The sequence below is a fragment of the Colwellia sp. MB3u-8 genome (genome assembly GCF_014076985.1).
In the GTDB taxonomy this organism is placed as follows: Bacteria; Pseudomonadota; Gammaproteobacteria; order Enterobacterales; family Alteromonadaceae; genus Cognaticolwellia.
In genome coordinates this window covers 379,003-404,141 of sequence record NZ_JACGVA010000030.1, presented here as the reverse complement: position 1 = coordinate 404,141, position 25,139 = coordinate 379,003, and the positions used below count along the sequence as shown (strand labels likewise).

Sequence of the window (25,139 nt, the reverse complement as noted above, 5' to 3'; positions counted from 1 at the left end):
ATTAATTAACAAAAAATCAACAGAGAGAATGCGGTGTTAAATCGTCTTAATTTTTCAAATTCATTAGTAGATTTATCAACACCACAGGTAATGGGTATTCTTAATGTTACGCCAGATTCATTTTCAGATGGTGGCAAATATGCTCAATTTGATTATGCGCTTGAGCAAGCTCAGCAGATGATTGCTGATGGCGCCAGCATTATTGATATTGGCGGCGAGTCAACACGCCCTGGCGCTGAAGCGGTTAGCGAAAACGATGAATTAGCACGGGTTATTCCGGTATTAAAGGCAATTAAACAAAGATTTAATATTCTAGTCTCTATTGATACCAGTAAAGCCTCGGTGATGAATGCTGCGATAGATGCAGGTGCTGATATGATCAATGACGTGCGTGCCTTACAGAATGAGGGCTGTTTAGCGGCTATTGCTAACAGTAATATTCCGGTTTGTTTAATGCATATGCAAGGCATACCTAAAAACATGCAAAATAGCCCAAGCTATGACCATGTTATTAATGATATTATAGCGTTTTTTCAACAACGTATTGACACTTGCCTAAGCGCTGGCATCGTCCGAGAGCGGCTCATATTAGACCCAGGTTTTGGCTTTGGGAAAACCCTAGAGCAAAACTTTTATTTACTGGCCAATTTGTCTAAATTTAATCAATTAGGTTTACCTTTACTTGCCGGCTTGTCGCGCAAGTCTATGATTGGAAACTTGTTAAACCGTGAGGTTGAACAACGTCTTGCGGGCAGTTTAGCTACTGCAATTATTGCAGCTCAGCAAGGAGCTCACATTATTCGTGTTCACGATGTTCAAGAAACTGTGGACGCATTAAAAGTATTAAAAGCGGTAACTGATCAGCATTAAATCGGTTACGTTAAACACTGATGTATTAAAAAGGCTAACGCTAATGCGATTAGCACAAGGGAAAAAGTAATGTCAGAAAGAAGATATTTTGGTACCGATGGAATTCGTGGCTTAGTCGGTCAATACCCAATTACCCCAAAATTTGTGATGAAATTAGGTTATGCCGCCGGTCGGGTTTTGGCAGGACAAGGCACTAAAAAGGTTTTAATTGGTAAAGATACTCGTATTTCAGGCTACATGCTGGAATCTGCATTAGAAGCGGGCCTTTCTGCCGCAGGTATCGATGTAGGTCTATTAGGGCCAATGCCAACACCCGCTATTGCCTATTTAACAAAAACTTTTCGTGCTGAAGCCGGCATTGTGATTAGTGCTTCGCATAATCCATATTACGATAATGGTATTAAGTTTTTTTGTCAAAACGGACAAAAGCTACCTGATGATGTTGAATTAGCCATTGAAGCTGAATTAGATAAAGACATGGGCTGTGTTGAATCAGCACATTTAGGCAAAGTTACCCGTATTGCTGATGCAGCAGGTCGCTATATCGAATTCTGTAAGAGTAACTTTCCAAGTCAATACTCCTTAAAAGGTATGAAGATTGTTGTTGATTGCGCGCATGGTGCAACATACCACATTGCCCCTAGTGTTTTTCGCGAGCTAGGCGCCGAAGTGATTGAAATAGGTACCTCACCTAATGGCACCAACATTAATCATGAATGTGGAGCCACATCGATGGCAGCCATCAGTGCTGCGGTTATTGAGCACCAAGCTGACTTAGGTATTGCACTCGATGGTGATGGTGACCGATTAATGATGGTTGATCACACAGGTTACGTGATGGATGGTGATGAAAGTGTTTATGTTATCGCTTGTAACGACTTAAAAAATGGCAATATTGACGGTGGTGTTGTTGGTACTTTGATGAGCAATATGGGCTTAGAGCTTGCACTTGCTGATTTGGATGTGCCATTTGCCCGCAGTAAGGTGGGTGACCGCTATGTCATGGAAATGCTAAAGCAAAAAGGCTGGAAATTAGGCGCAGAAAATTCAGGACATGTCATTAACTTAAATCATACCTCAACAGGTGATGGTATTATTGCTGCATTGAATGTATTAACGGCCGTGTGTAATACCGGTAAAACATTATTTGAATTACGCAAAGGCATGAAAAAATTACCACAAATTTTAGTCAATGTAAGGTTTTCAGGTAGCAGCGATCCTTTAATTAATCGTGATGTTGTTGCCGCGGTGAATAAAGTTAATGAAATATTAACGGGTCGCGGTCGTGTGCTATTAAGAAAATCAGGTACTGAACCCTTAATTCGTGTGATGGTTGAAGGCCCTGAACATCATGAAGTTACTGGCTTAGCACATGAAATTGCTGACGCTGTAAAACAAGCTTTTTAGTCAAGAATGTCAGCTGATTTTAACGGTCGAGTGAATAATGAGCAATTAAACATGATATTGCTTGAATTACTTGTATCTTGCCGGCAGGTTAGTTAATATCTCGCCGCTTTGATTTAGGAATGAAAAATGAATAGACGTGCAATAGTTGCAGCAAACTGGAAAATGAATGGCAGTTTGGCATTAGTCAACTCAATGGCTTCAGAGTTAAGTAAGATTACGTTAAATGAAAATGTTGAAGTTGTCGTTTGTCCTAGCTTTCCATATTTAGCGGCATTTAGTTTGGCAAGTTCGAAGGCGAACTTAGCAAGCACGTTTAGTTTAGGTGCGCAAAACCTAAGTGAACATGCTAAAGGCGCTTTTACAGGTGAAGTATCAACATCAATGTTACAAGAAGTGGGTGTTAGCTACGTTATTGTTGGACATTCTGAACGTCGTAGTATTTATAAAGAATCAAGTTCATTGGTTGCAGAAAAAGTTCAGGCGGCATTAGCTGCTGGCCTTAAACCTATTTTGTGTGTAGGTGAAAGTGAAGAAGAACGTGTAGCTGAACAAACCGAACTCGTTTTAGCGGCGCAATTACAGCCGGTTATTGATAAAATTGGTATTGAGACATTTGTAGATGTTGTTATTGCGTACGAGCCTGTTTGGGCAATAGGTACTGGAAAAACAGCATCGCCAGAAATGGCACAAACAACCCATCAGTTTATACGCGAATTTATCGCGAAAATTGATGAAAACGTCGCAGTTAAAGTGCCATTGTTGTATGGTGGCAGTGTCAATGCGACAAACTGTGAAGAATTATTTGCACAAGCTGATATCGATGGTGGATTAATCGGCGGTGCTAGTTTAAAAGCCGAGGAATTTAAAATAATTTGCTCGGCAGCAAAGGGAAAATAAAATGTTGTATCAAGTGTTAATTGTAGTGTATTTGATCGTTGCGTTATGTTTAATTGGCTTAGTGCTAATGCAACAAGGTAAGGGCGCAGATATGGGCGCATCATTTGGCGCTGGTTCATCAGCCACTATTTTTGGTTCAAGCGGTTCTGGTAACTTCTTAACAAAAGCGACAACTTACTTAGCGATAGCATTTTTTGCCATCAGCTTAGTTTTAGGTAACTTAACCGCTAACCGCGTTAATGCAACTGACGAGTGGAATAATATCGAAACTCCTGCTGGGCAATTAGCGCCAGCGACAGATGCTATACCTACTGAGAGCGTTGAGCCTAAAGCTGAAAACGCTGACGTACCTGGTAGTGACACTGCTGTAAAAAAAACTAGCGACGTACCAAACTAGTTTTAAGATATTTGCAGATTTGGCGTAATTGGTAGACGCGCCACACTGAGGGGTTGTAGCCTCAAAAAGTTAACTTGTTAATTAACCTCATTATTAGCAAGTTAGCAAGTTAACTTAGTAAAACAGATAGTATAGTTTAGTATTGCGCGGTTGTGGCGGAATTGGTAGACGCGCCAGCTTGAGGGGCTGGTGATTTAGGTCGTGGGGGTTCAAGTCCCCCCAACCGCACCACTAAACTTATACAAATAGACATTTAAAGGCCGATTCGTAATGAATCGGCCTTTTTTCGTTTGGTTGCTAATTGGTTGCTAACTATTTTGGTGAGTTATCAATATCGGCAGATACTTCCCTGACATAGATCTTATATTTGTCTTCATCCTAGATAAAATTTATATTTTTAATCTGATATGCCACTCAATTAGTCAGTTTTAAAATGACCATCAAACCATCAAACCATCAAATTAATGCACTTAAACTAAATGATGCATATTGTTATTAATGTTCGGAAAAGTGTCTAATAATCGCTGTTTAGAGTGTTCTGATGGGAAAGAACTACCTTAGCTATTGGTATTATTACGAATACTAACTTTGTGCGTAGTGCTGACATTACAGCTAAAAATCTTGCCATATATTTTCTAATGAATTAACTACTAGCGTAAACGATGTAATGCCCTTTTATATGGAAGCCAGTATGATTTTTTGAGGTGTGTTACTAAGACGTCTTAGTAACACACCATTTATTATAATAAACACTAAATAAAGCCACTTAACCATATGAATTTAATTTATTTTATTTATATTTGTTCAGGTTGTATTACTGAGCGGTCTTAGTAACACGCCCTAATATATATGTGATTTAGCATTACTGGTTTCTAATGCTTTGAAAGTATGGGATATTGATGTTAATTAAATGTTATTTATGATGCGTGTATTACTGAGACGTATATATAATAAGCTGTTAGGTATTTAAGGAGCTCCATTTGTCTACCGATGCAAAAAGTCTTACAAGTGGCTTAAAAGGAATTTTCATTTTTTCTGTAATTATTGGAATAATTGCAATAACGATGTATTTGAATAACTTTGGTGGAGTGCTATCTCAAGATCATTCCAGATGGGCCGAGTTTGGTGATTTTCTAGGTGGTGTACTAAACCCTGTATTTGGTTTCTTAGGTCTACTAGCTTTACTTCTTACAATATCATTGCAAGCGAAGGAGCTTAAATTAACCCGAGATGAATTAAGAAATTCATCTGAAGCGTTAGTTGCTCAAAATGAAACTCTTGCTTTTCAAAATTTTGAAAACTCATTCTTTCAAATGTTACGCCTCCATAATGATATTGTTAACTCTATAGACTTTGTTCGTGGTGGAGGCACTCGGCAAGTAGTCACAACTACAGGAAGAGATTGCTTCCCTGTTATGGCCACCCGTTTAAAAGAGAAGTATGAGAAAATTAATAATATTACAGATGATAAAGAATTAGTGTTAAAAGCGTATGAAATTTTCTATGAAGAACATCAAATTGAATTGGGTCACTATTTTAGATATTTATATAATATTTTTAAGTTTATTCACAATTCAAAAATTGGTAATAAAAACTTCTACAGTAATTTAGTTAGGGCTCAGCTATCTAATCATGAGCTTGTTATTATTTACTATAATTGCCTTTCCCATTATGGAAATCAAAAGTTTATGCCTTTAGCAAAAGAATTTATGCTTTTTAAAAACTTGCCTGAGTCCATTCTTTTACAAGAAGGACATAAAGAGTGGCTATCAAACAATGCGTAATAAATACCTATAAGAACTTCAAACGGAAAAAATACAGTTGGCTGTTTTCACTCCGTTCAACATTTTAGCCAACTATATTTTTCCGCTTAAGTAGGCGTTAACCGTCAGGCACATTTTAAAATCGAGGATATAAATTGAGTACTGTATTTCTTAGTCACTCCCATGCAGATAAACCTTTTGCAAGAAAATTGGCTGCTAGCTTACGAACCGCTGGGCACGGTGTATGGATTGATGAAGCTGAAATAAATATCGGTGACTCTCTAGTTGAGAAAATCAGGGAAGGTCTAGATCAAGTTGATTTTGTAGCTGCAATACTATCATCGGCGTCAATCGATAGTCCTTGGGTGACAAGAGAGTTAGATATTGCATCAAATAGAGAGATTGAAGAAAGGCGCGTAGTAGTTCTTCCGCTTCTAATCGAAAAGGTTGCGTTACCTGGATTCTTAAAAGGAAAGTTCTACGGTGATTTCACAGACGAAGATCAATATGATGCTGTAGTTAGCCTGCTTCTACGACAGTTAGGTGAGCCAGAGACTGTTGCTAAAATTCCAGCAGCAGAAATCGAAGCCCTGAAAGAAGCACTAGCATTCGCCAAACAAAGAGAGGCTGCACAAGAAGATCAGTTGGCCCAGCATGTTGCGGTGGCCCTCAAGGGGAAAAGCGATGCTTTAATCGATAAAGTTAACGATGCAAACCAAAAATACCCAGCCCATACGGCTATTAATAACCTCCATGCTTTCGAGGTATCTGGTATGCCGATTGTTCTAGATTATTTGCTGTGGGCAATAGGAAAGGCTAAGAGAACTGGTGCTCATCAATTGGATACGTTACTAACAATGGATAATAAATGGCCCGAAGCAACGAGAATGTTCGAAGCATACATGGATGTTGTCGTGGGAGAAAACGGTTAACAAGTCAAAGCACGCGGACTTGGTAAAGCTGTCACTTTTTTTGTTCCAAAAAAGCTGCCAATTTCACTAAACCAGTGTTTGAGGCGTTAAATGCCTTTCAATATTCCCGTAAATAGGAGTTTTTGTGGAAAAAAGATACCAAGTTTTCGTAAGTTCAACATATGCTGATTTAAAAGAAGAGCGTCAACATGTAACTCAAGCATTAATGGAGATGGATTGTATTCCTGCGGGAATGGAGTTATTTCCTGCTACGGATGAAGAGCAGTGGGACTTTATTAAAAGAATTATAGATGATTGTGATTATTACCTATTAATTATTGGTGGACGATACGGAACAACAACAGATGAAGGTATCAGTTACACTGAAAAAGAATATGATTACGCTGTAGATAAAGGTTTAAAGGTAATTGCTCTATTGCATGAAAAGCCAGATGAGATCTCTGTTGCGAAATCTGATATAGCACCAGAGTTAAGAGAAAAGCTTCAAGCATTTAGAGACAAAGTCTCGGGGAATCGCCTTGTTAGGTTTTGGAGTGAAGCTAAAGAGTTACCTGGTTTGGTAGCTTTAAGCCTTTCTAAAACAATAAAAATATTTCCTGCAACTGGTTGGGTTAGAGCTACCAATGTTTCTAATGAGGAACTTCTAGGGGAGCTAAATGAGCTGAGAAAAGAAAACGGCAATTTAAAAATTGAAATGGCTAAAATTTCAAAACCTGAGTCATATGATATTGCAGGGCTAGCCGGATTAGAAGAAACGTTTACTGTAACGGGTACTTATTATACTGACCGTGGTCAGAGAGCTTGGGAAAGTGAAATTACATGGTTAGATATTTTTTCAATTATTTCTCCGTACTTGTCACAAAACCCAAGTCAAGACTCTGTAAAAGAGACGCTTAAGCAAGCTCTAATAAAAAGGGACAATATTAACACTCGTACAAATTCACTTGATGACCAAGTTTTCCAAACAATTGCTGTCCAATTTAAAGCTCTGGGACTAATAAAAACCAATTACACAAAAACAACCAAAGGTGGCATGGCAATGTTCTGGTCTTTTACTTCAGAGGGTGAAAAGTTGATGGTTGAATTAAGGGCTGTGACATCAGCTCAATAGGTACTTAAAAATAAATTAAAATACAACTAAAACAGTTTGTTACGTTTATATCTCGCTTTCGCTACACATTATAGTCAACAATTTTAGTCCGCTTAATGCGGCGTTGGTAGTTAACAGGACTCCCATGATAACGATCAGCCCAAAAAAATAGTTTTGTGATTTATTACGATGAGAGTCTTTGTCATTTGTCTTTGTAATTTTACAGCTTGGATAGCGCGCCATATTTGGTTGGCAAGCAAAAAAACTGGTCAGTTAGTTTGGATTTACCTATCAACAGTTCTGATCCTAGATGTCAGCGGCATTTCTGCAACCGGTAAAATGGCTACCGGTTGGGCTGCGATCAACTTTCGATAGTGGACAGCGGCTGGTCCAGATTACGCCATTGTTCAATGCCGCCTACTATTTAATGAGCTGTTGACCGCAGTATTCTCATCCATGCTCATCCATGCTCATCCATGCCCAGGAAGAAGGTCAGTGCCGGCGCCGTTAATATTGAGCCACCCGCCCCAACAAACCCAAACTTAAACCTATGATCACGGCGCTTAACAGCAACATTACTAACATTAAGTGGTAGATACCTTGATTTATATCAAATATTACGAATATATGATATAAAGGGTAATTTAATCAAGGAGTTAATTATGGCGGTTCAGGTTAAGGTTTTTTTTCACCAGGACACCGGCACATTAAGTTACCTGGTAGTCGACAGTCAGGCGCAACATGCGGTAATCATCGACAGCGTGTTGGATTTTGATATCGCCTCAGGCGAGGTTAAAGCAGAGTTTGCCAATCGGCAGTTGGCATATATTGCTGATAACAACCTTCAGCTAGTGTGGATCCTGGATACTCATGCCCACGCAGATCATCTCAGTGCGGCCAATTACTTACGCACGAAAACTGGGGCCAAGACCGTAATAGGGCAAGGGATCACCGAGGTTCGATCACGCTTTTCCAAGACCTTTAATCGGGCCACTAGTGGGCCTGGCGAACAGCCTGATTTTGATTGCTTGTTAGCAGAGGGGCAACAACTGGTGTTTGGTTCAGCTGCTTTGTCTGGCATCAGTACCCCAGGTCACACTAGTGATAGCCTCAGTTATCTGATTGAAGACAATGTATTTGTTGGCGATACCCTGTTTATGCCAGATGCAGGTACGGCCCGTTGTGATTTCCCTGGCGGTGATGCAGATATTTTATGGGATAGCATCGCCCGCCTGCATGGGCTTCCGGATCATTATAAGATTTGGGTATGTCACGACTATCAGCCGGATGGGCGTGAACTGCGCTATCAAACCACGGTAAAAGAAAGTCGTGAATCCAACATATATGTGGGTAGTCACAGGCAAAAAACCGAGTATGTCGCATTACGTAAAAAGCGTGACGCAACGCTTGGCACGCCCAAATTGTTGTATCCGTCTTTACAAGTTAATTTGTGGGGCGCATCTTTGCCTGAATGTGAAAGTAATGGTGTTCGATATATTAAGATCCCCTTAACCGATAGAGTAACAAGCTGAAAAGGAAATAAAACTGATGGAAAATATTTATCTACAGGCCTTGATGGGCGGGGGCCTCATAGGTGTCGCGTCTTTGCTACTGATGTTATTTAACGGCCGTGTCGCAGGGGTATCTGGGATTACCCACGGCGCGATCACCTCATTGGCGCCCGAGAATTGGTGGCGCTGGTTGTTTTTAGTAGGATTAATTATCGCGCCGTTAATTACCACCCTGTTTGGTTATGGCTTACCCACTAGCATGCCAGTTGGCTTACCGCAATTGGCTATCGGCGGATTAATCGTTGGCGTTGGCACCCATTACGGCTCAGGGTGTACTAGTGGCCATGGGATATGCGGTATTGGCCGCTTATCTAAACGCTCGTTGGTCGCCACATTAACCTTTATGCTCAGCGCTATCGTTACTGTCGCTGTGATCAATCACGTCATTGGATAACTGTTATGAAACATAATTTAACTGCCTTGATTGCAGGCCTGCTATTTGGAGCGGGTTTAACCATTTCAACTATGGTCGACCCAGCCAGAGTTCTGGGGTTCTTAGACATATTGGGCGCTTGGGATCCCACTTTAGCCTTCGTCATGTTAGGTGGTATAGCGGTCTACTTACCTGGTTACCATTTTATAATCAAGCCTCGTCAAAGTACTTTATTAGCAGGCGATTTTCATGTACCGCAAAAAAAAGGGGTAGATAAACCCTTGCTTATTGGCTCAGCTTTATTTGGAATTGGCTGGGGATTAAGCGGTATTTGCCCAGGGCCAGGATTAGCCAATCTTTCCGGCGGTTTGCCCGCTATTTGGGTCTTTGTGTTGTGCATGCTGCTTGGTATGCTAGTGGCATCCAAGTTAAAATAAGCACTATCAATGGAAATCAACGACATGTATGCCAACGCTGGAAAGGCCGCCGTATGGTTAAAAGCCATGGCGAATCAGCATAGATTGATGATTTTGTGTTTGTTAAATGACGGGGAACGCTGGGTCTCAGAGTTAAACAAACAGATAGCGATCCCACAATCTAGCTTGTCACAACATCTCAGCCAGTTGCGCTGGGAAAAGTTAGTGGCCACCAGACGTGACGCGCAAACTATCTATTACTCGTTGGCCAGCGCAGCAGTGCAAGCGATCATTGCCACCCTCTATCAAGTGTATTGTGCGCCAAAGCAAACAGCATAGAAAAGGGGACTGACACAGAGGAAACGTTTTCAACAGAATTTTAGCCGTTACTTAGAGCATGGAATAGAGCATGGAAATTTTAGCTTCAGGTTTGGAAAGGTTAGGGAATGTAGCGAAAGAGTGCGTTACAGCACTTTATTTTACCTATACACAAGAGCGGCTTAAGGTAAATGTTGTCTAGGATTTATAGCCTCGAACGTCCTTGTAAAGCTATAGTAAAATCCTTTGCCCTACGATTACCATATATGCTAAAAGTAGGGCAGAGGTCAGCGTCGCGTTGCTGATTTTGTTTGTCAATAATACCTTAAGATGACGGTTGCTCAGTCAAGGGCTTCGCTTTGAATGTTAGTATCCAAAACGAACCGCCCCTTAATCGCTAATCTTCTTCATCTAAGGTCATGAGTGACGTATTACCACCAGTAGCTGTGGTATTAATACTGATAGCTTTTTCTGTTAATAATCGTTGCATTAAATTATCAAAATATTTTGAACTGATCACAGGTAAAATTGCACCTTGACGTTCTGCCAATTTTTCACTGATATAATGTTTACGGTCGCAATGACTATCAACAACAACACCTGATAATCCAGGCTGTGCCAGCAAGGTTGTTAAATGGCATAACCGGGCAATTTGAAAAATATTCTCATCTTCGCCTGTGGCAATAAGTTCATCTCTAAAAGCGATTGCTTGATCATAAAACAAGTCAGAAACAACCGAGATCACGGTATTACCGGTTGCCAAAGCCGTTACGACAGAAAGCAACCAAAAGTGAAAACTAACATTTTCGTCAGCAAAACAGATGATGTTACCACGATTTTCTAAATATAGCATATTAGACTCACCCGTTGGACCCGGTAAAACGCTTGGCTCCTTCAAGTGTTTTTCAATATCAATTAATTGTGAGCGCGCCGCTTCTAAAGTCTGGGTTAAATCGTCTGCTAAATTATCAATGATATCGATATGAGCTATTTTTTCTAATACTTCGCTAACACAAGATATACGGGTATTTAACTCGCTCAAGCGCCAGATTTTTTCTGCTGTACTCGCTCTGTCCATAAATAATACGGCTTGCGCATCGGTATCGCTGTTTGAGTCTTGTGCTTGCTGTGGTATTAAATTAAGTTTCTTAGCATCGGGCGTTGTTATTTCTTTAACTAAACGCGTTAAATAATATGGGCCACCTGCTTTTGGCCCTGTACCTGAAAGACCACGACCACCAAAAGGTTGCACACCGACAATAGCGCCAATCATATTGCGATTTATATACACGTTACCTGCTCGTGATAGCTTCGCCAAATTTATCGCTCGCTGTTCAATGCGGGTATGTATACCCATAGTTAAGCCAAAACCTGTGCCGTTAATATCATCAATGACTTTTTCTATTTCATCACCTTTAAAGCGAACAATATGAACACAAGGACCAAATACTTCCTGCTTCAGCACGCTAATATTCTCTATTTCATAAAGTCGCGGCGCAAAAAAGAAATGTTCATTATCTGCTATTTCATTTGTTATCTCATCAGCAATATCGCATTGGTATAATAGTTGACCATGGGTTTTCATATAGTCACTGTGAGCATTGAGTGAATCTAGCGCTTTTTGATCAATAACAGGACCTACGTCAGTACGCAGTTTTTCTGGGTTACCCACATGCAATTCTGCTAATGCGCCTTTAAGCATGGTAATAACATCATCAGCAATATCTTCTTGTAAAAATAATACTCGAAGTGCAGAACAACGTTGACCTGCAGATTGAAATCCTGAAGAAATAACATCATCAATGACTTGTTCAGGTAGGGCGGTAGAGTCAACTAACATACAGTTTTGACCACCCGTTTCAGCAATAAAGGGCACTTGGTCGCCGCCTCTCTCAGCCAATGTTTGCGAAATCATAGTTGCTGTTTTACTAGAACCGGTAAAAATAACCGCTTGTATACCTGCATTAGGAATAATAACTCTACCCACATCACTACCCTTTGCAATAACGGCTTGTACAACGCCATGGGGTAATCCAACAGAGGTCATTAGTTCAATAGCGCGCAATGCAATTAAACTTGTTTGCTGGGCCGGTTTAGCTAACACAGTATTACCCGTAGCAATGGCAGCAGTTACTTGCCCTATAAATATAGCTAATGGGAAGTTCCAAGGGCTGATACATAACACCACACCACGGGCTTCTGAACGATCATCTTCTGCAAGTTCAATCGCTTGTTGTGCATAATAGCGACAAAAATCAACTGCCTCTTTGACTTCATCAATACCATCTTGTGCCGTTTTCCCTGCTTCCTTGATGCATAAGGCAATTAACTCGTCGATATGATGTTCAAGAACATCAGCAACACGGCATAATAAGGCCGCGCGTTCAGATACAGGCGTTTGTGACCATGAAGCAAATGCGTTTTGAGCGGTTTCGACCATCGCGAGCATTTCATCCTTGCTGTGATGTCGTTGAAAACCAATAATTTCACTATGCTTTGCTGGATTTCTAATAGCGATTGACCCTTCTGGCAGATCATTTTCAGAAAACAAGTGATTCACAAGCCAGTTATCCAGTGATTTTTTTAAAGGGGTTAGTGTATTGATATCGGTTAAATCTAGGCCCTTGGAATTATCTCGACCGACACCTTTTTCATCATGGTATAACGCGATGGGTTTGATTATTTGGCCGTTATATTTGTCTTTTAAGCGATGCATTTTTTCAATGGGATCGCGAAGTAAAGATTCGACCGGTTGTGACTCATCAATAATGGCATTAACAAAGGAAGAGTTAGCGCCATTTTCTAACAAACGACGCACTAAATAGGCGAGTAGATCTTTATGAGGACCCACAGGTGCGTAGACGCGACATTGAACATTTTCATTGCTAACAACTTGATCATATAACGAGCCACCCATGCCATATAGACATTGAAATTCAAAACTTGTTTTGTCATTGCCCGCCAGTTCAAGAATAGTAGCGACAGTATAAGCATTATGCGTCGCAAACTGTGGAAAGATGGTATCTCTATATTCTAATAATTTTTTCGCACAGGCGATGTAAGATACATCAGTAGAAGCCTTGCGAGTGTATACCGGAAAATGCGGATAACCCCCTTTTTGGCTGTTTTTAATCTGAGTATCCCAATAAGCACCTTTTACTAAGCGCACCATCATTTTTCGGTCAACACGCATGGTTAGTTCACGTAACCAGTCAACTATAAAGGTGGCGCGTTTTTGATAAGCTTGCAGGGCCATTGAAAAGCCATTCCAACCTGCTAACTCATCATCACTAAATACCGCCTCAATAACATCAAGGGATATATCTAATCGCTCAGATTCTTCCGCATCAACAGTTAAACCAATATTGTAGCTTTTGGCTTGCAAACAAAGTGCTTTAAGTTTGGGAGCAGCTTCAGCCATTACCCGTTCTTTTTGGGCAAATTCGTAACGAGGATGGATAGCAGAAAGCTTAACTGAAATACCAGGCAATTTGCGAGGGTCGTTCTCACCTGACGCACGAGCAACTGCGCCAATGGTATCTATGGCAACTTGATAAGCTTTAAAATACTTTTCAGCATCACTCATGGTTCGCGCACCTTCACCTAGCATGTCGTATGAATATACGAAGCCTTGCCGCTCTTTCTTGGCCGCATGATCAGTTGCCTCTTGAATCGTTTCGCCCATAACAAACTGCTCACCCATGATTTGCATGGCGTAGTTCATTGCCTTACGAATGACAGGCTCACCTAATCGACCAATAACCTTCTTCAATAAACCAAAGCTATCTTTTTCCCGTTCATTAGCATAGTCAACCATGGTTCCGGTAACTAATAACCCCCAAGATGAGGCATTAACGAACAGTGAATCACTGCTGCCTATATGACTGTCCCACTGTCCTTTAGATATCTTGTCACTAATTAGGGCATCTTGAGTATGCTTATCTGGTACACGTAATAAGGCTTCGGCTAAACACATTAACACCACACCTTCTTCACTTGATAATGTGTATTCTGCCAGTAAGGCATCTATCGCACCGTTTCCCGATTCGTCTCTACGTATTTTCAGCGACATTTTACGGGCTTTTTCCCACGCTCTGCTGACAGCATCATCGTTAACTTCAGCTAACGGTAAAATATGCGCTACCGCAACACTTTCATCAATACGATAGAACTCGCGAATTTTTTGACGCGTAGGGGACTCAGTGATGTTTGAATTATTAAAAAGCATATGCTTCACCTCAAATTTTTTAAAAATGTTTTGCAATTACATAAGTTAATTACAATTTAATTTACTGGTTCGATTGAATGTAAAATTCAGTTGGTGTGAATCAACAGAAGCTCACATTGTCATTAGGGTACTCTTCATCATTTTTATGCAGATTAAGTTAATATTTTTCGCTCATCAAAATAGCGGTAGACTGACCACTGAAGTCCCGCTCACTAAAATATTTGAATACACTTTGACCCATAAAAAAGCACCTAACCTAAACACTTGTTTTGCGCTGAATAAAATTGAATTTTTGCCCTAACTTTGACGGTCACTTTTTAACTCTTCAGTCTTAAATAGGCGCATGACCCATATAAAGAAGAAGGGTGCGAAAAATAAAACCAATATTGTTGTAGCCGTAATACCCCCTAGTACACCAATGGATATCGCGTTTTGCGCTCCTGACCCTGGCCCTGCGGCAAATGCCAAAGGCATCACACCTAAAATAAATGTCAGTGATGTCATCAAAATAGGGCGAAGTCTTTGTTTAGCCGCCATCACCGCTGAATCATAGGGATTCATGCCTTCTTCGAGGTTGGTTTTTGCAAATTCAATAATCAAAATTGCATTTTTGGCCGCCAAGGCAATGGTCATTAATAAGCCCACTTGAAAGTAAACATCATTTGCTTGTCCAGACCACCATGTGGCCAAAACAGCACCAAATATACCCAGTGGAACCGTTAGGATAATCGCCAAGGGAATTGTCCAGCTCTCATATAAAGCTGCCAATGCTAGAAACACAGCTATGATTGAAATCATGTAAACAATCCATGCCTGACCACCCGATTGTTTTTCTTCATAGGATAAGCCGGTCCACTGCAAACCAATTCCACTTGGCAAGCTTTCAGCGAGTTTTGATATCTGGTTAAGGGCTTCACCTGAACTAATGCCTTGTGCGGCCTCACCTTTAATTTCAAGAGAAGAATTGCCGTCAAATCGCGTTAGCTTGGATGCGCCATATGTCCATTCGCCTGATCCAAACGTTGACAGAGGCACCATTGCACCCGAGTCATTGCGCACGTGCCATCGTTCTATATCAGTTGGCAGCATCCGATACTCAGCGTCCGCTTGCGCGTATACTCTCTTTATGCGGCCGTTTTCTATGAAGTCGTTGATATAAGAACCACCAAGAGCGGTACTTAAGGTTTGATTAATTGTTGCCATTGACACACCTAATGCTAACGCTTTGCCGGCATCGATATCAATATCATATTGTGGACTAGGCGGCAGTCCGTTGAAACGAACCCTATTTAGCAGATCGCTTTGATTTGCCTCTCCAATGAATTGCTGCATTGCCTCATTAAAGGCGACTTGTCCCAAACCGGCCCTATCGACTAGTTGAAATTCAAAACCACTTGAGTTTCCTAGCGCTGATACTGCCGGTGGCACAATTGGAATGATCATGGCGTCTGGCACAGTTGACAATGCCTTGCCAGCTTGTTCACTGATCTGGAAAACGCTTTGATTTTCTTCGCGCTCCGCCCAAGGTTTCATTTTAATAAAACCGATACCCACATTTTGACTGTTGCCAGAAAAGCTGAAACCCGCAGCAGTGAATATTCCTTCAACCGCACCGTTTGTCTGGTCTAAATAGAAGTCCTCGACTTGCTTATTTTTCTCAACGGTTTGTTGTAGCGTTGAACTTACAGGCCCGCTAACTAGGGTGAACATGCGTCCTTGATCTTCATCAGGCAAAAATGAAGTGGGTATTTTAATGAATAAACTAATTGCAGCCGCAATCATAGCTAAGAAAACTAATGGTAAAACAATTCGACTTGCCAATAACTTCACTAGTAAGTTTTCATGTCCTCTCTTCAATTTTTTAAAGCCCCGATTGAACAAGCCAAAAAATCCTGTTTTCTTTTCTGTCTTGCCTTGTTTTAAAACGATGGCGCACAAGGATGGAGAGAGACTGAGCGCAATAAAAAGCGAAATGCCCATCGCTACGGAAATCGTCACCGCAAATTGTCGATAAATTACGCCTGTTGAACCTTCAAAGAAGGTAATCGGAATAAACACCGCCCATATTACAACCGTTGTGCCAATAAGCGCCCCTGAAATTTCTTTCATGGCTTTAATTGAAGCAGCCTTTGGCGTCATATCAGGATTATTTTCCAATTTGTTTTCAATGTTTTCGGTAACCACTATCGCATCATCAACCAACATACCAATGGCTAATACCAGCGCGAATAATGTTAGAATATTGATGGAGTAACCAAAAACATAAAGAAACGCAAACGTCCCGAGTAACACAACGGGTATTGCCACTGTTGGGATCAAAGTCGCACGTGATGTTTGTAAGAATGCGTAAAGGACTAAAATAACCAATAAGGCAGCAATCACCAGCGTTTTGATTACTTCATAAATTGACGCTTGTACAAAAGGTGAAATATCTACTGGATAGGCGATTTCTAATTGCTCAGGAATGATGTCGCTAAATTCTTCAATTCTGTCTTTCACCGCTTGAATGGTTTGTAAAGCATTGGCATTAGGAGTCAACTCGATCGCGATTCCTGATGCAGGCCGGCGATTGTAGCGTCCAATGACACTGTAACTTTCTGCACCAATTTCAACGCGAGCAACATCACCTAAGGTTGCTTGGGAGCCATCCTGATCAACCGTTAGTAAAATTGCTTCGAATTCTGCTACGGTTTCAAGTAATGATTGTGATGTAATTGTAGCGTTGAGTTGCTGTCCTTGAACACTCGGCGCTCCGCCAATTTGACCGGTAGCTAGCTGTACATTTTGCTCCTGAACGGTATTAATGACATCTTGTGTTGTAATGTTGAGATTGTACATGGATTGTGGATTGAGCCAAATACGCATAGCGTGCTCAGGGCCGAATGTCCTAATTTGTCCTACGCCATCTATCCGGCTGAGTGGTTCTTCAAGGTTAGACGCCAAGAAGTCAGAGATTTCATTTCGTCCATATGAATCATCCGTTGAATAAAAACTAACGATAAGGGCGTAACTGCTGCCCGCTTTTCTGACCGCAACGCCTTGTCTCTGGACGGCTTGAGGAAGCGATGACTCTGCTTGCGACACTTTATTTTGTGTTTGTACCTGCGCGATATCAGCGTCAGTTCCTGGCTCAAAAGTAAGATTGATATTTGCACGTCCAGATGAGGAACTTTGAGATTGGATATAACGTAAATTATCGATACCCGTCAGATTTTGCTCGATTACTTGTGTCACCGTATTTTCGAGTGTTTGCGCCGATGCGCCTGGATAAGTAACCGATATTGATATCTTAGGTGCGGCTATATTTGGGTATTGTTCAACCGGCAGTGATGTAATGGCTAGAGAGCCTAAGCCCATAATAACGATGGCAATAACCCACGCAAAAATGGGTCTGTTAATAAAAAATTTAGAGATCATTAATTCGAGCTCGTTTTGTTATTGTTAGCGTCACCTGTAGCACTGTCATCAGATTTTGTTGCTCCAGAGGACATACCAGAGGACGTATTAGTTGAATCATTCGATTTGATTTTTTTAGGCACGACTTTGGAGCCCGGCTGCAACATCATGGCCCCCACTACAATAACGCTATCACCCGTTTTAAGACCGTTTTTGATTACCCAATTATTTTTGTAAGTGCCGCTGGTGACCACTGCACGCTTGTTTGCTATATTATTAGCATCAACTATCCAAACCGCCTTTGAGCCATCGGCCTCTATACTGACGGCTTTTTGCGGCACTATGATTGTTTCTTCAATTCCCATTTCCTCAATGGTTCCACGCACGAACATGCCAGGCAACAAAGCCCCATTTGGGTTTGGAAAGACAGACCTCAACCGAATCGTACCTGTGTTTTCATCTACGGCTAAATCAGTAGCATACATGCTACCCTTGTGGGGATAGGTAAAATCGTTATTGCCAAATAAAAGCGTTACCTCAAATTTTGCATCTTCGCCTTTGGTCATGCGACTGGTCATCAAACTTTGCTGCAAAGTCTTTGCATCGGCCGCCGACTGAGACAAGTCGACGTAAACTGGGTCAAGTTGTCTGATTGTTGCTAAAGCTGTTTGTTGTTGCGCAGTAATGAGGGCGCCCTTAGTCACAGTTGATGGACTAATATAGCCTGAAATGGGGGCATGTACTTTTGTGTAATCAAGGTTGATTTTTGCTTTTTTTACCTCAGCCAGTGAGAGGGCAACAGCGGCGTTGGCTTTTGCCACACTTGCCTTTGCGCTATCAAACGTTTGCTCGCTTACTGTGTTGGTTTTTATCAGGCTTTGATAGCGGCTTTGGAATGCAAGGGCAAGCTCAAGTTCAGCTTTGCTATTTTGCAAACTCGCCTTTGCACTTTGATAATCGGCCTGATATCTTGCTGGATCAATCTGGTAGAGTTGCTGACCTTCTTCAACAAGGCTACCTTCTTCAAAAAAGCGTGATTGAATGATGCCGCTCACTTGAGGACGAATATCAGCCGTCATAAATGCTTTCACGCGGCCAGGCAACTCATGATTTAACGCTATTGCTTGCTCTTTTATTGTTACCACGCCAACTTGGTGTGCAGGGCGCTCTTTTGTTTGCAATTCATTATCTTGAGAAGCGTCTGATGTGCTTTTATCAGCGTTATCTCCACAACCGGCAGTTATAAGTAAGCCAAGCGCTGCGATGAAAAAGAAATACTTCATCTTCCTCCTTAAGTTTTTATTAATTACGAATTTTTTAAGTCTTAGCAGAAATCGAGTCCAGATAAATTTTAGATAAGACTCCACACCATCTCATGTTTAAAGACTCAATGATACCGGTGCAAGTGACCTGAACTCATGTTACTTGTAAGGATGTATCAATTTTTGAAACTAAAACGTCTTGCAACCCTTAATTTATCGTATCTATTATCTTACCTATAACTTTGTAAAATCGCTTAAAGTTTGAAACTGATAAAATCAAAGCTTATGGACTATAAATGAGACAAATTAATCTTTGGAACTCAGTCGTCTTATCCCACTTTCGTGGACAGACAATCATCGTTGTACGGATACATCAGGAGATGTTTTATGACAAAAGGTAAACGTTATCAAAGATACTCTGTTGAGCTTAATCGTATGGCGTTACTCAAAGCTTACGAATATGGTATTACTGCTAAAGTGCTTGTGAAGAACTAGGACTCAGTTTGTCTATAGGTAGAATAAAACGTCATTTTTCATAAAATGAAAATATATGATTCATTTTCTATATTTACCTCTCTTTTATATTCTTGAGTGAGACAAAATCGGTTATTTTCGTCTATTAATCAACGGATTTAACATAATTCATAATTTAAAAAGAACAATAGATAAAGTGGTAAAAGTTATTTTAATATTAATTGCTTTCAATATTTTAGTTTTTTAAGCGTTCCATTTATTAATTAGCGGAATACAAAATAACACTGTTTTATGTGCTGTGTTAGTTAGAATAGGTTGGGCCTCAATCAGTATGGGTCATGGCACTATTACTTAGGCAACGTGACGCAACAAAAAGAAGTAAAAGTTTAAATGAGTAAAGCTAAAGGAGGATCAACTATCGCCCCAAAGAAAGTAAATAGCGTCCCTTGTGATGCTGAACACTGTGTTCAAGTGCGCGGAGCTCGCGTTCACAACCTGAAAAATATCAATATAGACTTACCTCGTAACGCACTCGTTGTATTTACGGGCATCTCTGGTTCTGGAAAGTCATCGCTTGCTTTCGGGACTCTGTTTGCAGAATCACAGCGCCGCTATCTTGATTCAGTCTCTCCTTTTGCTCGCCGATTAATCGATCAAGTAGATGAACCAGACGTAGACTCAATCGACGGTCTGCCACCAGCGGTCGCACTGCAGCAGCAAAGAGGCACGCCCTCTGTTCGCTCTTCTGTAGGGAGTGTGACAACAATTTCCAATGCATTACGCATGCTTTATTCTCGTGCTGGGCAGTATCCGCAAGGGCAAAAAATACTGTATGCAGATTCTTTTTCTGCAAACACACCAGAAGGTGCTTGCCCCAAATGTCATGGCATTGGTCGAGTTTTTGAAGTCACAGAAAAGATGCTTGTTCCTGATGATACTAAGACGATTAGAGAGGGTGCCATTGCAGCATGGCCACCTGCGTGGCAAGGTAAGAACCTTAGCAGAATACTGGTTTCTCTTGGACACGACATTGATAAACCGTGGAAGATGCTACCTAAGAAGACGCGTGACTGGATCCTGTTTACTGAAGAAACACCCACAGTGCCGGTTTACCCCGAATATGATTTCGCGCAAACGTTAGAGGCGATTGATAAGGGTGAAAAGCCTCATTATATGGGCACGTTTGCGAGCGCTAAACACTTTATTATGCACTCCTTTGCGACCACCCAAAGTCTAAGAACTAAAAAACGTGTTTCCCAATTCATGCATATTTCTCAATGCCCAGACTGTAAGGGAAAGAAATTAAAACGAGAGTCTTTAAGGGTTAAATTTGCTGGACTTGATATTGGTGAACTGTCGCGCTTAACTTTAAATGAGCTAGCTAAACGCTTGCGCTATGCTGCCAATAAAGCCTCAAAAAACAGTGACCCGCATCAAGAAAAAAACATTGTTGTTCAGCGAATTACCCGAGATATTTTGGTTCGCGTTGAAGCGCTCACAACGCTTGGTTTGGGCTATCTGTCTTTGGAGCGCAGCACACCAACCTTGTCAGGGGGAGAACTACAGCGCTTGCGCTTGGCAACACAGATCCGTTCACAGCTGTTTGGCGTCGTTTATGTATTAGATGAACCTTCGGCAGGTCTGCACCCAGCCGATACTCAATCCTTGTTAGGGGCATTGGATGAACTGATTCGAGCTGGCAACTCCTTATTCGTGGTTGAGCACGATGTCAGCGTTATTCAACATGCTGACTGGATTGTAGACATTGGCCCGAACGCGGGCAACCACGGTGGCGAAGTGATTTACAACGGACCGTTAGAAGGTTTGCGTGCAGTGACAGGATCACATACCAGTCGCCATCTTTTCTCACCCCTTGCTAGCGCGAAACAGTTGCCAAGAAAGCCTACAGCATGGTTGAAGTTAGAAGGGGTTGAACGAAACAATCTTCAGGGGCTAAATATTGAGTTCCCTCTCGGTGTTATGTCAACTGTTACCGGTATTTCAGGTTCGGGTAAATCTAGTCTAGTGAGTCAGGCGCTTGTCGAACTGGTTTACGATGCGCTGGGTCAAAAAAAGACCGTTGAGGTGCCCAGTGGCGAGACGGCCTTACTTGAACGAGAGTTAGAAACATCAACCAGCGGACAGATCGTTGCGGGCATGGAACTGGTGCGACGATTAGTCAGCGTTGATCAGAAGCCAATTGGTCGCACTCCGCGCTCAAACCTTGCAACCTACACCGGCCTGTTTGATCATGTGCGGAAGTTATTTGCCTCGACTCGAAAATCGAAAGCACGCGGTTATGACGCTGGTCGTTTTTCTTTCAACGTTGCTAAGGGACGCTGCTCGAATTGTGAAGGCGTGGGATTTGTTAGTGTGGAATTGTTATTTCTCCCTAGTGTCTACTCCCCTTGTTCAGTGTGTCGAGGCCAGCGTTATAACGACAAGACACTTGAGGTAACATATCGCGACAAAAACATCGCCGAAGTCCTTGCTTTGACGGTAGAGACTGCGCGCGAATTCTTTGAAAATGAACCTTCAGTAGTGCGGGCTCTAGATGCGTTGCTGCAGGTTGGGCTAGGCTACCTCAGACTTGGTCAGCCTGCCACAGAACTGTCGGGAGGTGAAGCTCAGCGGGTTAAACTTGCAACAGAATTGCAGCGGTCACAGCGCGGCGATACGCTCTATGTGCTCGATGAACCCACTACGGGGCTGCATCAAGAAGATGTGTCGATGTTAATGCTGCAATTAAATGGATTGGTTGACTCAGGTAACACCGTTATTATGGTCGAGCACGATATGCAGGTTGCTAGCAGCAGCGATTGGGTTATCGACATTGGACCTGGCGCTGGTGATGAAGGTGGATTAGTTGTCGCACAAGGACCACCAGCACAAGTAGCAAAATCGAAGACCAGTCTAACGGCGCCATTTATGTTGTCTTAGAGTCAGGAAAATGTGCGAGCATATTAATGTATGAAACTGGATGTTAATGTTTGCGATAAGACATTAAAGTTTGAAACTCACACTAACATTATGAAAGCGCTTTTAAGTGGTTGTTGATTTATTTCTAATATAACTTTACTTGTCTGTCGCTGTTTTAAAATGTCATGAAAACTATGCAATCGGCGCGGCAAAAAAAACCAGCTCTGCTTACAGTGCTGGTTTTAGTTATTAATTACTCATTAAATAATTATGCGCTTAACGACGCCATATCAATAACAAAACGATAGCGAACATCAGAGCGTTCCATTCGCTCGTATGCGGTATTAATTTCGTCAATATTGATCATTTCACACTCTGGCAATACGTTATTTTCACCACAAAAATCAAGCATTTGCTGAGTTTCTTTAATGCCACCAATTAATGAGCCCGCAATACGACGACGACCCATTAATAATGGTACCGTGTTAACTTCGTCAACTGGGCCTATTTGTCCAACAATAACAAGCGTCCCGTCTATATCGAGTAGTGGTGTGTAAATTGATAAATCATGTTTTACAGGTACGGTATCAATGATGATATCAAATGCAGACTTCGAACCTTCCATTTCATCATCGTTTGTTGACACTAAGTAATGTTGTGCGCCTAAGTTTATCGCATCATCTTTTTTAGACTCACTACGGCCAATGACGGTGACGGTTGCTCCCATAGCGACAGCGTTTTTAACTGCCATATGGCCAAGTCCGCCTAAGCCAACGACTGCGACACGGCTACCTTCTTTAACGCCCCATTTGTGTAGTGGAGAATACGTAGTAATACCAGCACATAAGAGTGGTGCAACGCGTGATAGCTCTAAACTTTCAGGAACGGAGAGGACAAACTCTTCACGCACAACAACATGTTTTGAATAACCGCCTTGGGTCATTTCTCCACTTATTCTGTCTTTACCCGAGTAGGTTCCAACCATACCCTCGCGACACAGTTGTTCTTCGTGGTTATCGCATTGGTCACAGCTTTTACATGAGTCCACCATGCAACCAACAGCGACTGTATCGCCCTGCTTATATTTTGTAACGTCGCTACCTACCGACATTACTTTACCTACAATTTCGTGTCCAGGTACTAGAGGGTATTTGCTGCCGCCCCAATCGTTTCGTACGGCGTGTAAATCTGTATGGCACACACCGCAGTATAGAATTTCAATTTCTACATCGTTATTGCGTAAATCACGGCGTTCGAAAGAAAACTCAGTGAGTTGAGAGCCTTGGCTCTTTGCTGCATATCCCGTTGTCTTCATCATAACTCCATAGTCTTTTAAAAATTTAAGACCATGGAGTATGGTACATGAGTTTTGAATGTAAACCCCCCTTGTGTCAGGATAGTGGTTGCCTCAATTAATTTATAAATAAACAGGGTACGCTAAGTTAACGTTGGTGAATTATCAAAGGTGCTCAAGCAAGTTTAAATAAGCAATATTAAACAAACTCAGTCAAAGGGGTTTGTCGGTCAGAGTGGACCTCCAGTTAGACGCTTTTACTTGTTAAGTGTATAGTTTAATTGGGTTTGTAATTACACATCTACCTATTGTTGCTGCTTACTTTTAGACTTTAACGAGCTTAACCTATGTTAGTTGATTTTTTATTTATTTAATTCAAAGGTTTAATGGTTTTTTATTGAATTGTGATAGCATTTATATATTTTTAAAAAAATTGACCTTTAACTCATGTTAGAAGCTTTCTGTTTTAGATTGTATTTGTCTGAGCCACAAAGGGTGTTCGGGGAGTTATCTTCACGAACTACAAAGTGTAAGGTCAACAATAGAAGGGCGAATTGATTTGAGCGTAAATATAGCGCTGATTGCTGAAGGTGGTGGTCAACGAGGAATATTCACTGCAGGTGTTTTAGATGCTTGGTTAGAGAATGATTTTGATCCTTTCGATTTATTTATAGGGACGTCATCGGGCTCGCAAAATATCACGAGCTTTTTATCTCGTCAAAAAGGCTATGCCAAACAATTAATCCGTGGTTTATCGCGTCAAAAGCGTTTTTATAAGCTAGGCCGTGGATTAGTCGGGGGCAATGTTGTGGATTTGGATTGGTACTTTGATAACACCATTCAAGGTAGATTTGCCTTAGACTTTGCGGCGGCAAAGAAATCATTGGGAAAACGAGAATTATTGATCACCGCAACAAATTCACGTGATAGGCAAGGTTATTTTTTGCGCCCAAACGGCAATAGTAATCATTGGCGAAAGTTGCTCAAAGCCTCGAGCGCATTACCTTTTTTATATAAAGAAGGAGTTAAACTTACGCCTAGGTTAAATGCTCGTTCGTTTAATAAGGCACAAGCAGCTCAAGCTGATTATTACCTTGACGGTGGCCTAGCTGAGCCTTTACCCGTGCGTGAAGCCTATCGCCGCGGTGCTCGAAAAATAGTTATTATTCGTACTGTTAATGCTGATCTTCATGCTCAGTCGGCTTGGCTAAAAAAACTAAAGTCATGGATTTACTCGTCTGGGCATTGCCCAAAAACCATTGATTACTTGGTTCAGCATGAGCAAGCTTATCGCCAAGAGCTCGCCTTTATCGCTGACCCTCCTGACGATGTCGAGCTCATTCAAATTTTTGCTAAAGACCATCTTCGAAGTAAAAGCTTAGGCAGTTCGGATATGGATTTACAGCATGATTATCGTGCCGGTATCGATGCAGGTAATACTTTTTTGCAGACATCATAAATGTTTCACTCGTGACACCCAATACGGTTTCTGTTGTTTGACAAAGGGCTTGCGCATTTGATAGTGTGAATGG

At 41.4% G+C, this 25,139-nt stretch carries 17 protein-coding genes and 1 tRNA gene; 14 read left to right on the top strand and 4 right to left on the bottom strand.

Annotated features, from left to right (window positions below; all coding sequences use genetic code 11):
* Positions 1–90 precede the first annotated feature (90 nt).
* The 12 genes from folP to H4J54_RS01850 all read left to right on the top strand — a co-directional run bounded on the left by folP (position 91) and on the right by H4J54_RS01850 (position 10,055).
* Positions 91–870: a dihydropteroate synthase gene (folP, locus tag H4J54_RS01905; protein ID WP_182189199.1), complete on the top strand. Its 780-nt coding sequence runs from the start codon at positions 91–93 to the stop codon at positions 868–870.
* A gap of 69 nt (positions 871–939) precedes the next feature.
* Entirely contained in the window at positions 940–2,277 is a 1,338-nt protein-coding gene (gene glmM, locus H4J54_RS01900) for a phosphoglucosamine mutase (RefSeq protein ID WP_182189121.1), read from the top strand.
* Positions 2,278–2,403: 126 nt separating this feature from the next.
* The gene (gene tpiA / locus H4J54_RS01895) at positions 2,404–3,174 is read left to right on the top strand and encodes a triose-phosphate isomerase (protein ID WP_182189120.1); all 771 of its coding nucleotides are present in this window, start codon (positions 2,404–2,406) and stop codon (positions 3,172–3,174) included.
* Position 3,175: 1 nt separating this feature from the next.
* On the top strand, positions 3,176–3,571 hold the full coding sequence (gene secG / locus H4J54_RS01890) for a preprotein translocase subunit SecG (protein ID WP_259367103.1): 396 nt from the start codon (positions 3,176–3,178) through the stop codon (positions 3,569–3,571).
* Between the two features lie 146 nt (positions 3,572–3,717).
* Positions 3,718–3,802, top strand: a tRNA-Leu gene (locus H4J54_RS01885).
* A 749-nt stretch (positions 3,803–4,551) separates the two neighbouring features.
* On the top strand, positions 4,552–5,355 hold the full coding sequence (locus H4J54_RS01880; protein WP_182189119.1) for a putative phage abortive infection protein: 804 nt from the start codon (positions 4,552–4,554) through the stop codon (positions 5,353–5,355).
* Between the two features lie 134 nt (positions 5,356–5,489).
* Positions 5,490–6,266, top strand: a complete 777-nt coding sequence (locus H4J54_RS01875) for a toll/interleukin-1 receptor domain-containing protein (RefSeq protein ID WP_182189118.1) — start codon at positions 5,490–5,492, stop codon at positions 6,264–6,266.
* 124 nt (positions 6,267–6,390) lie between these two features.
* Positions 6,391–7,377 carry a DUF4062 domain-containing protein gene (locus H4J54_RS01870; protein WP_182189117.1) on the top strand — a complete coding sequence of 329 codons (987 nt, stop codon included), beginning with the start codon at positions 6,391–6,393 and terminating at the stop codon, positions 7,375–7,377.
* A gap of 641 nt (positions 7,378–8,018) precedes the next feature.
* Positions 8,019–8,888: an MBL fold metallo-hydrolase gene (locus H4J54_RS01865; protein WP_182189116.1), complete on the top strand. Its 870-nt coding sequence runs from the start codon at positions 8,019–8,021 to the stop codon at positions 8,886–8,888.
* 16 nt (positions 8,889–8,904) lie between these two features.
* Positions 8,905–9,321 (top strand): YeeE/YedE family protein, encoded by a 417-nt coding sequence (locus H4J54_RS01860; protein ID WP_182189115.1) that lies wholly within the window; start codon positions 8,905–8,907, stop codon positions 9,319–9,321.
* A gap of 5 nt (positions 9,322–9,326) precedes the next feature.
* On the top strand, positions 9,327–9,737 hold the full coding sequence (locus H4J54_RS01855; RefSeq protein ID WP_182189114.1) for a YeeE/YedE family protein: 411 nt from the start codon (positions 9,327–9,329) through the stop codon (positions 9,735–9,737).
* Positions 9,738–9,746: 9 nt separating this feature from the next.
* A complete protein-coding gene (locus tag H4J54_RS01850; RefSeq protein WP_182189113.1) occupies positions 9,747–10,055 on the top strand; it encodes a helix-turn-helix transcriptional regulator in 309 nt (102 codons plus the stop codon).
* Positions 10,056–10,431: 376 nt separating this feature from the next.
* Here the strand turns inward: H4J54_RS01850 and putA are convergent, their stop codons facing one another.
* The 3 genes from putA to H4J54_RS01835 all read right to left on the bottom strand — a co-directional run bounded on the left by putA (position 10,432) and on the right by H4J54_RS01835 (position 18,941).
* On the bottom strand, positions 10,432–14,262 hold the full coding sequence (gene putA, locus H4J54_RS01845; protein WP_182189112.1) for a bifunctional proline dehydrogenase/L-glutamate gamma-semialdehyde dehydrogenase PutA: 3,831 nt from the start codon (positions 14,260–14,262) through the stop codon (positions 10,432–10,434).
* A 297-nt stretch (positions 14,263–14,559) separates the two neighbouring features.
* Positions 14,560–17,679, bottom strand: coding sequence for an efflux RND transporter permease subunit (locus H4J54_RS01840; protein WP_220464278.1), 3,120 nt, complete (start codon positions 17,677–17,679; stop codon positions 14,560–14,562).
* A complete protein-coding gene (locus H4J54_RS01835) occupies positions 17,679–18,941 on the bottom strand; it encodes an efflux RND transporter periplasmic adaptor subunit (protein ID WP_182189111.1) in 1,263 nt (420 codons plus the stop codon). The genes H4J54_RS01840 and H4J54_RS01835 overlap by 1 nt, the downstream gene beginning before the upstream one ends.
* A gap of 843 nt (positions 18,942–19,784) precedes the next feature.
* Here H4J54_RS01835 and H4J54_RS01830 point away from each other — a divergent pair.
* The gene (locus H4J54_RS01830; RefSeq protein WP_182189110.1) at positions 19,785–22,334 is read left to right on the top strand and encodes an excinuclease ABC subunit UvrA; all 2,550 of its coding nucleotides are present in this window, start codon (positions 19,785–19,787) and stop codon (positions 22,332–22,334) included.
* Positions 22,335–22,581: 247 nt separating this feature from the next.
* On the opposite strand, the gene H4J54_RS01825 is transcribed toward H4J54_RS01830, so the two are convergent.
* Positions 22,582–23,628, bottom strand: a complete 1,047-nt coding sequence (locus tag H4J54_RS01825) for an NAD(P)-dependent alcohol dehydrogenase (RefSeq protein ID WP_182189196.1) — start codon at positions 23,626–23,628, stop codon at positions 22,582–22,584.
* Positions 23,629–24,148: 520 nt separating this feature from the next.
* On the opposite strand from H4J54_RS01825, the gene H4J54_RS01820 reads away from it, so the two are divergent.
* Positions 24,149–25,066, top strand: coding sequence for a patatin family protein (locus H4J54_RS01820; protein WP_182189195.1), 918 nt, complete (start codon positions 24,149–24,151; stop codon positions 25,064–25,066).
* Positions 25,067–25,139 lie beyond the last annotated feature (73 nt).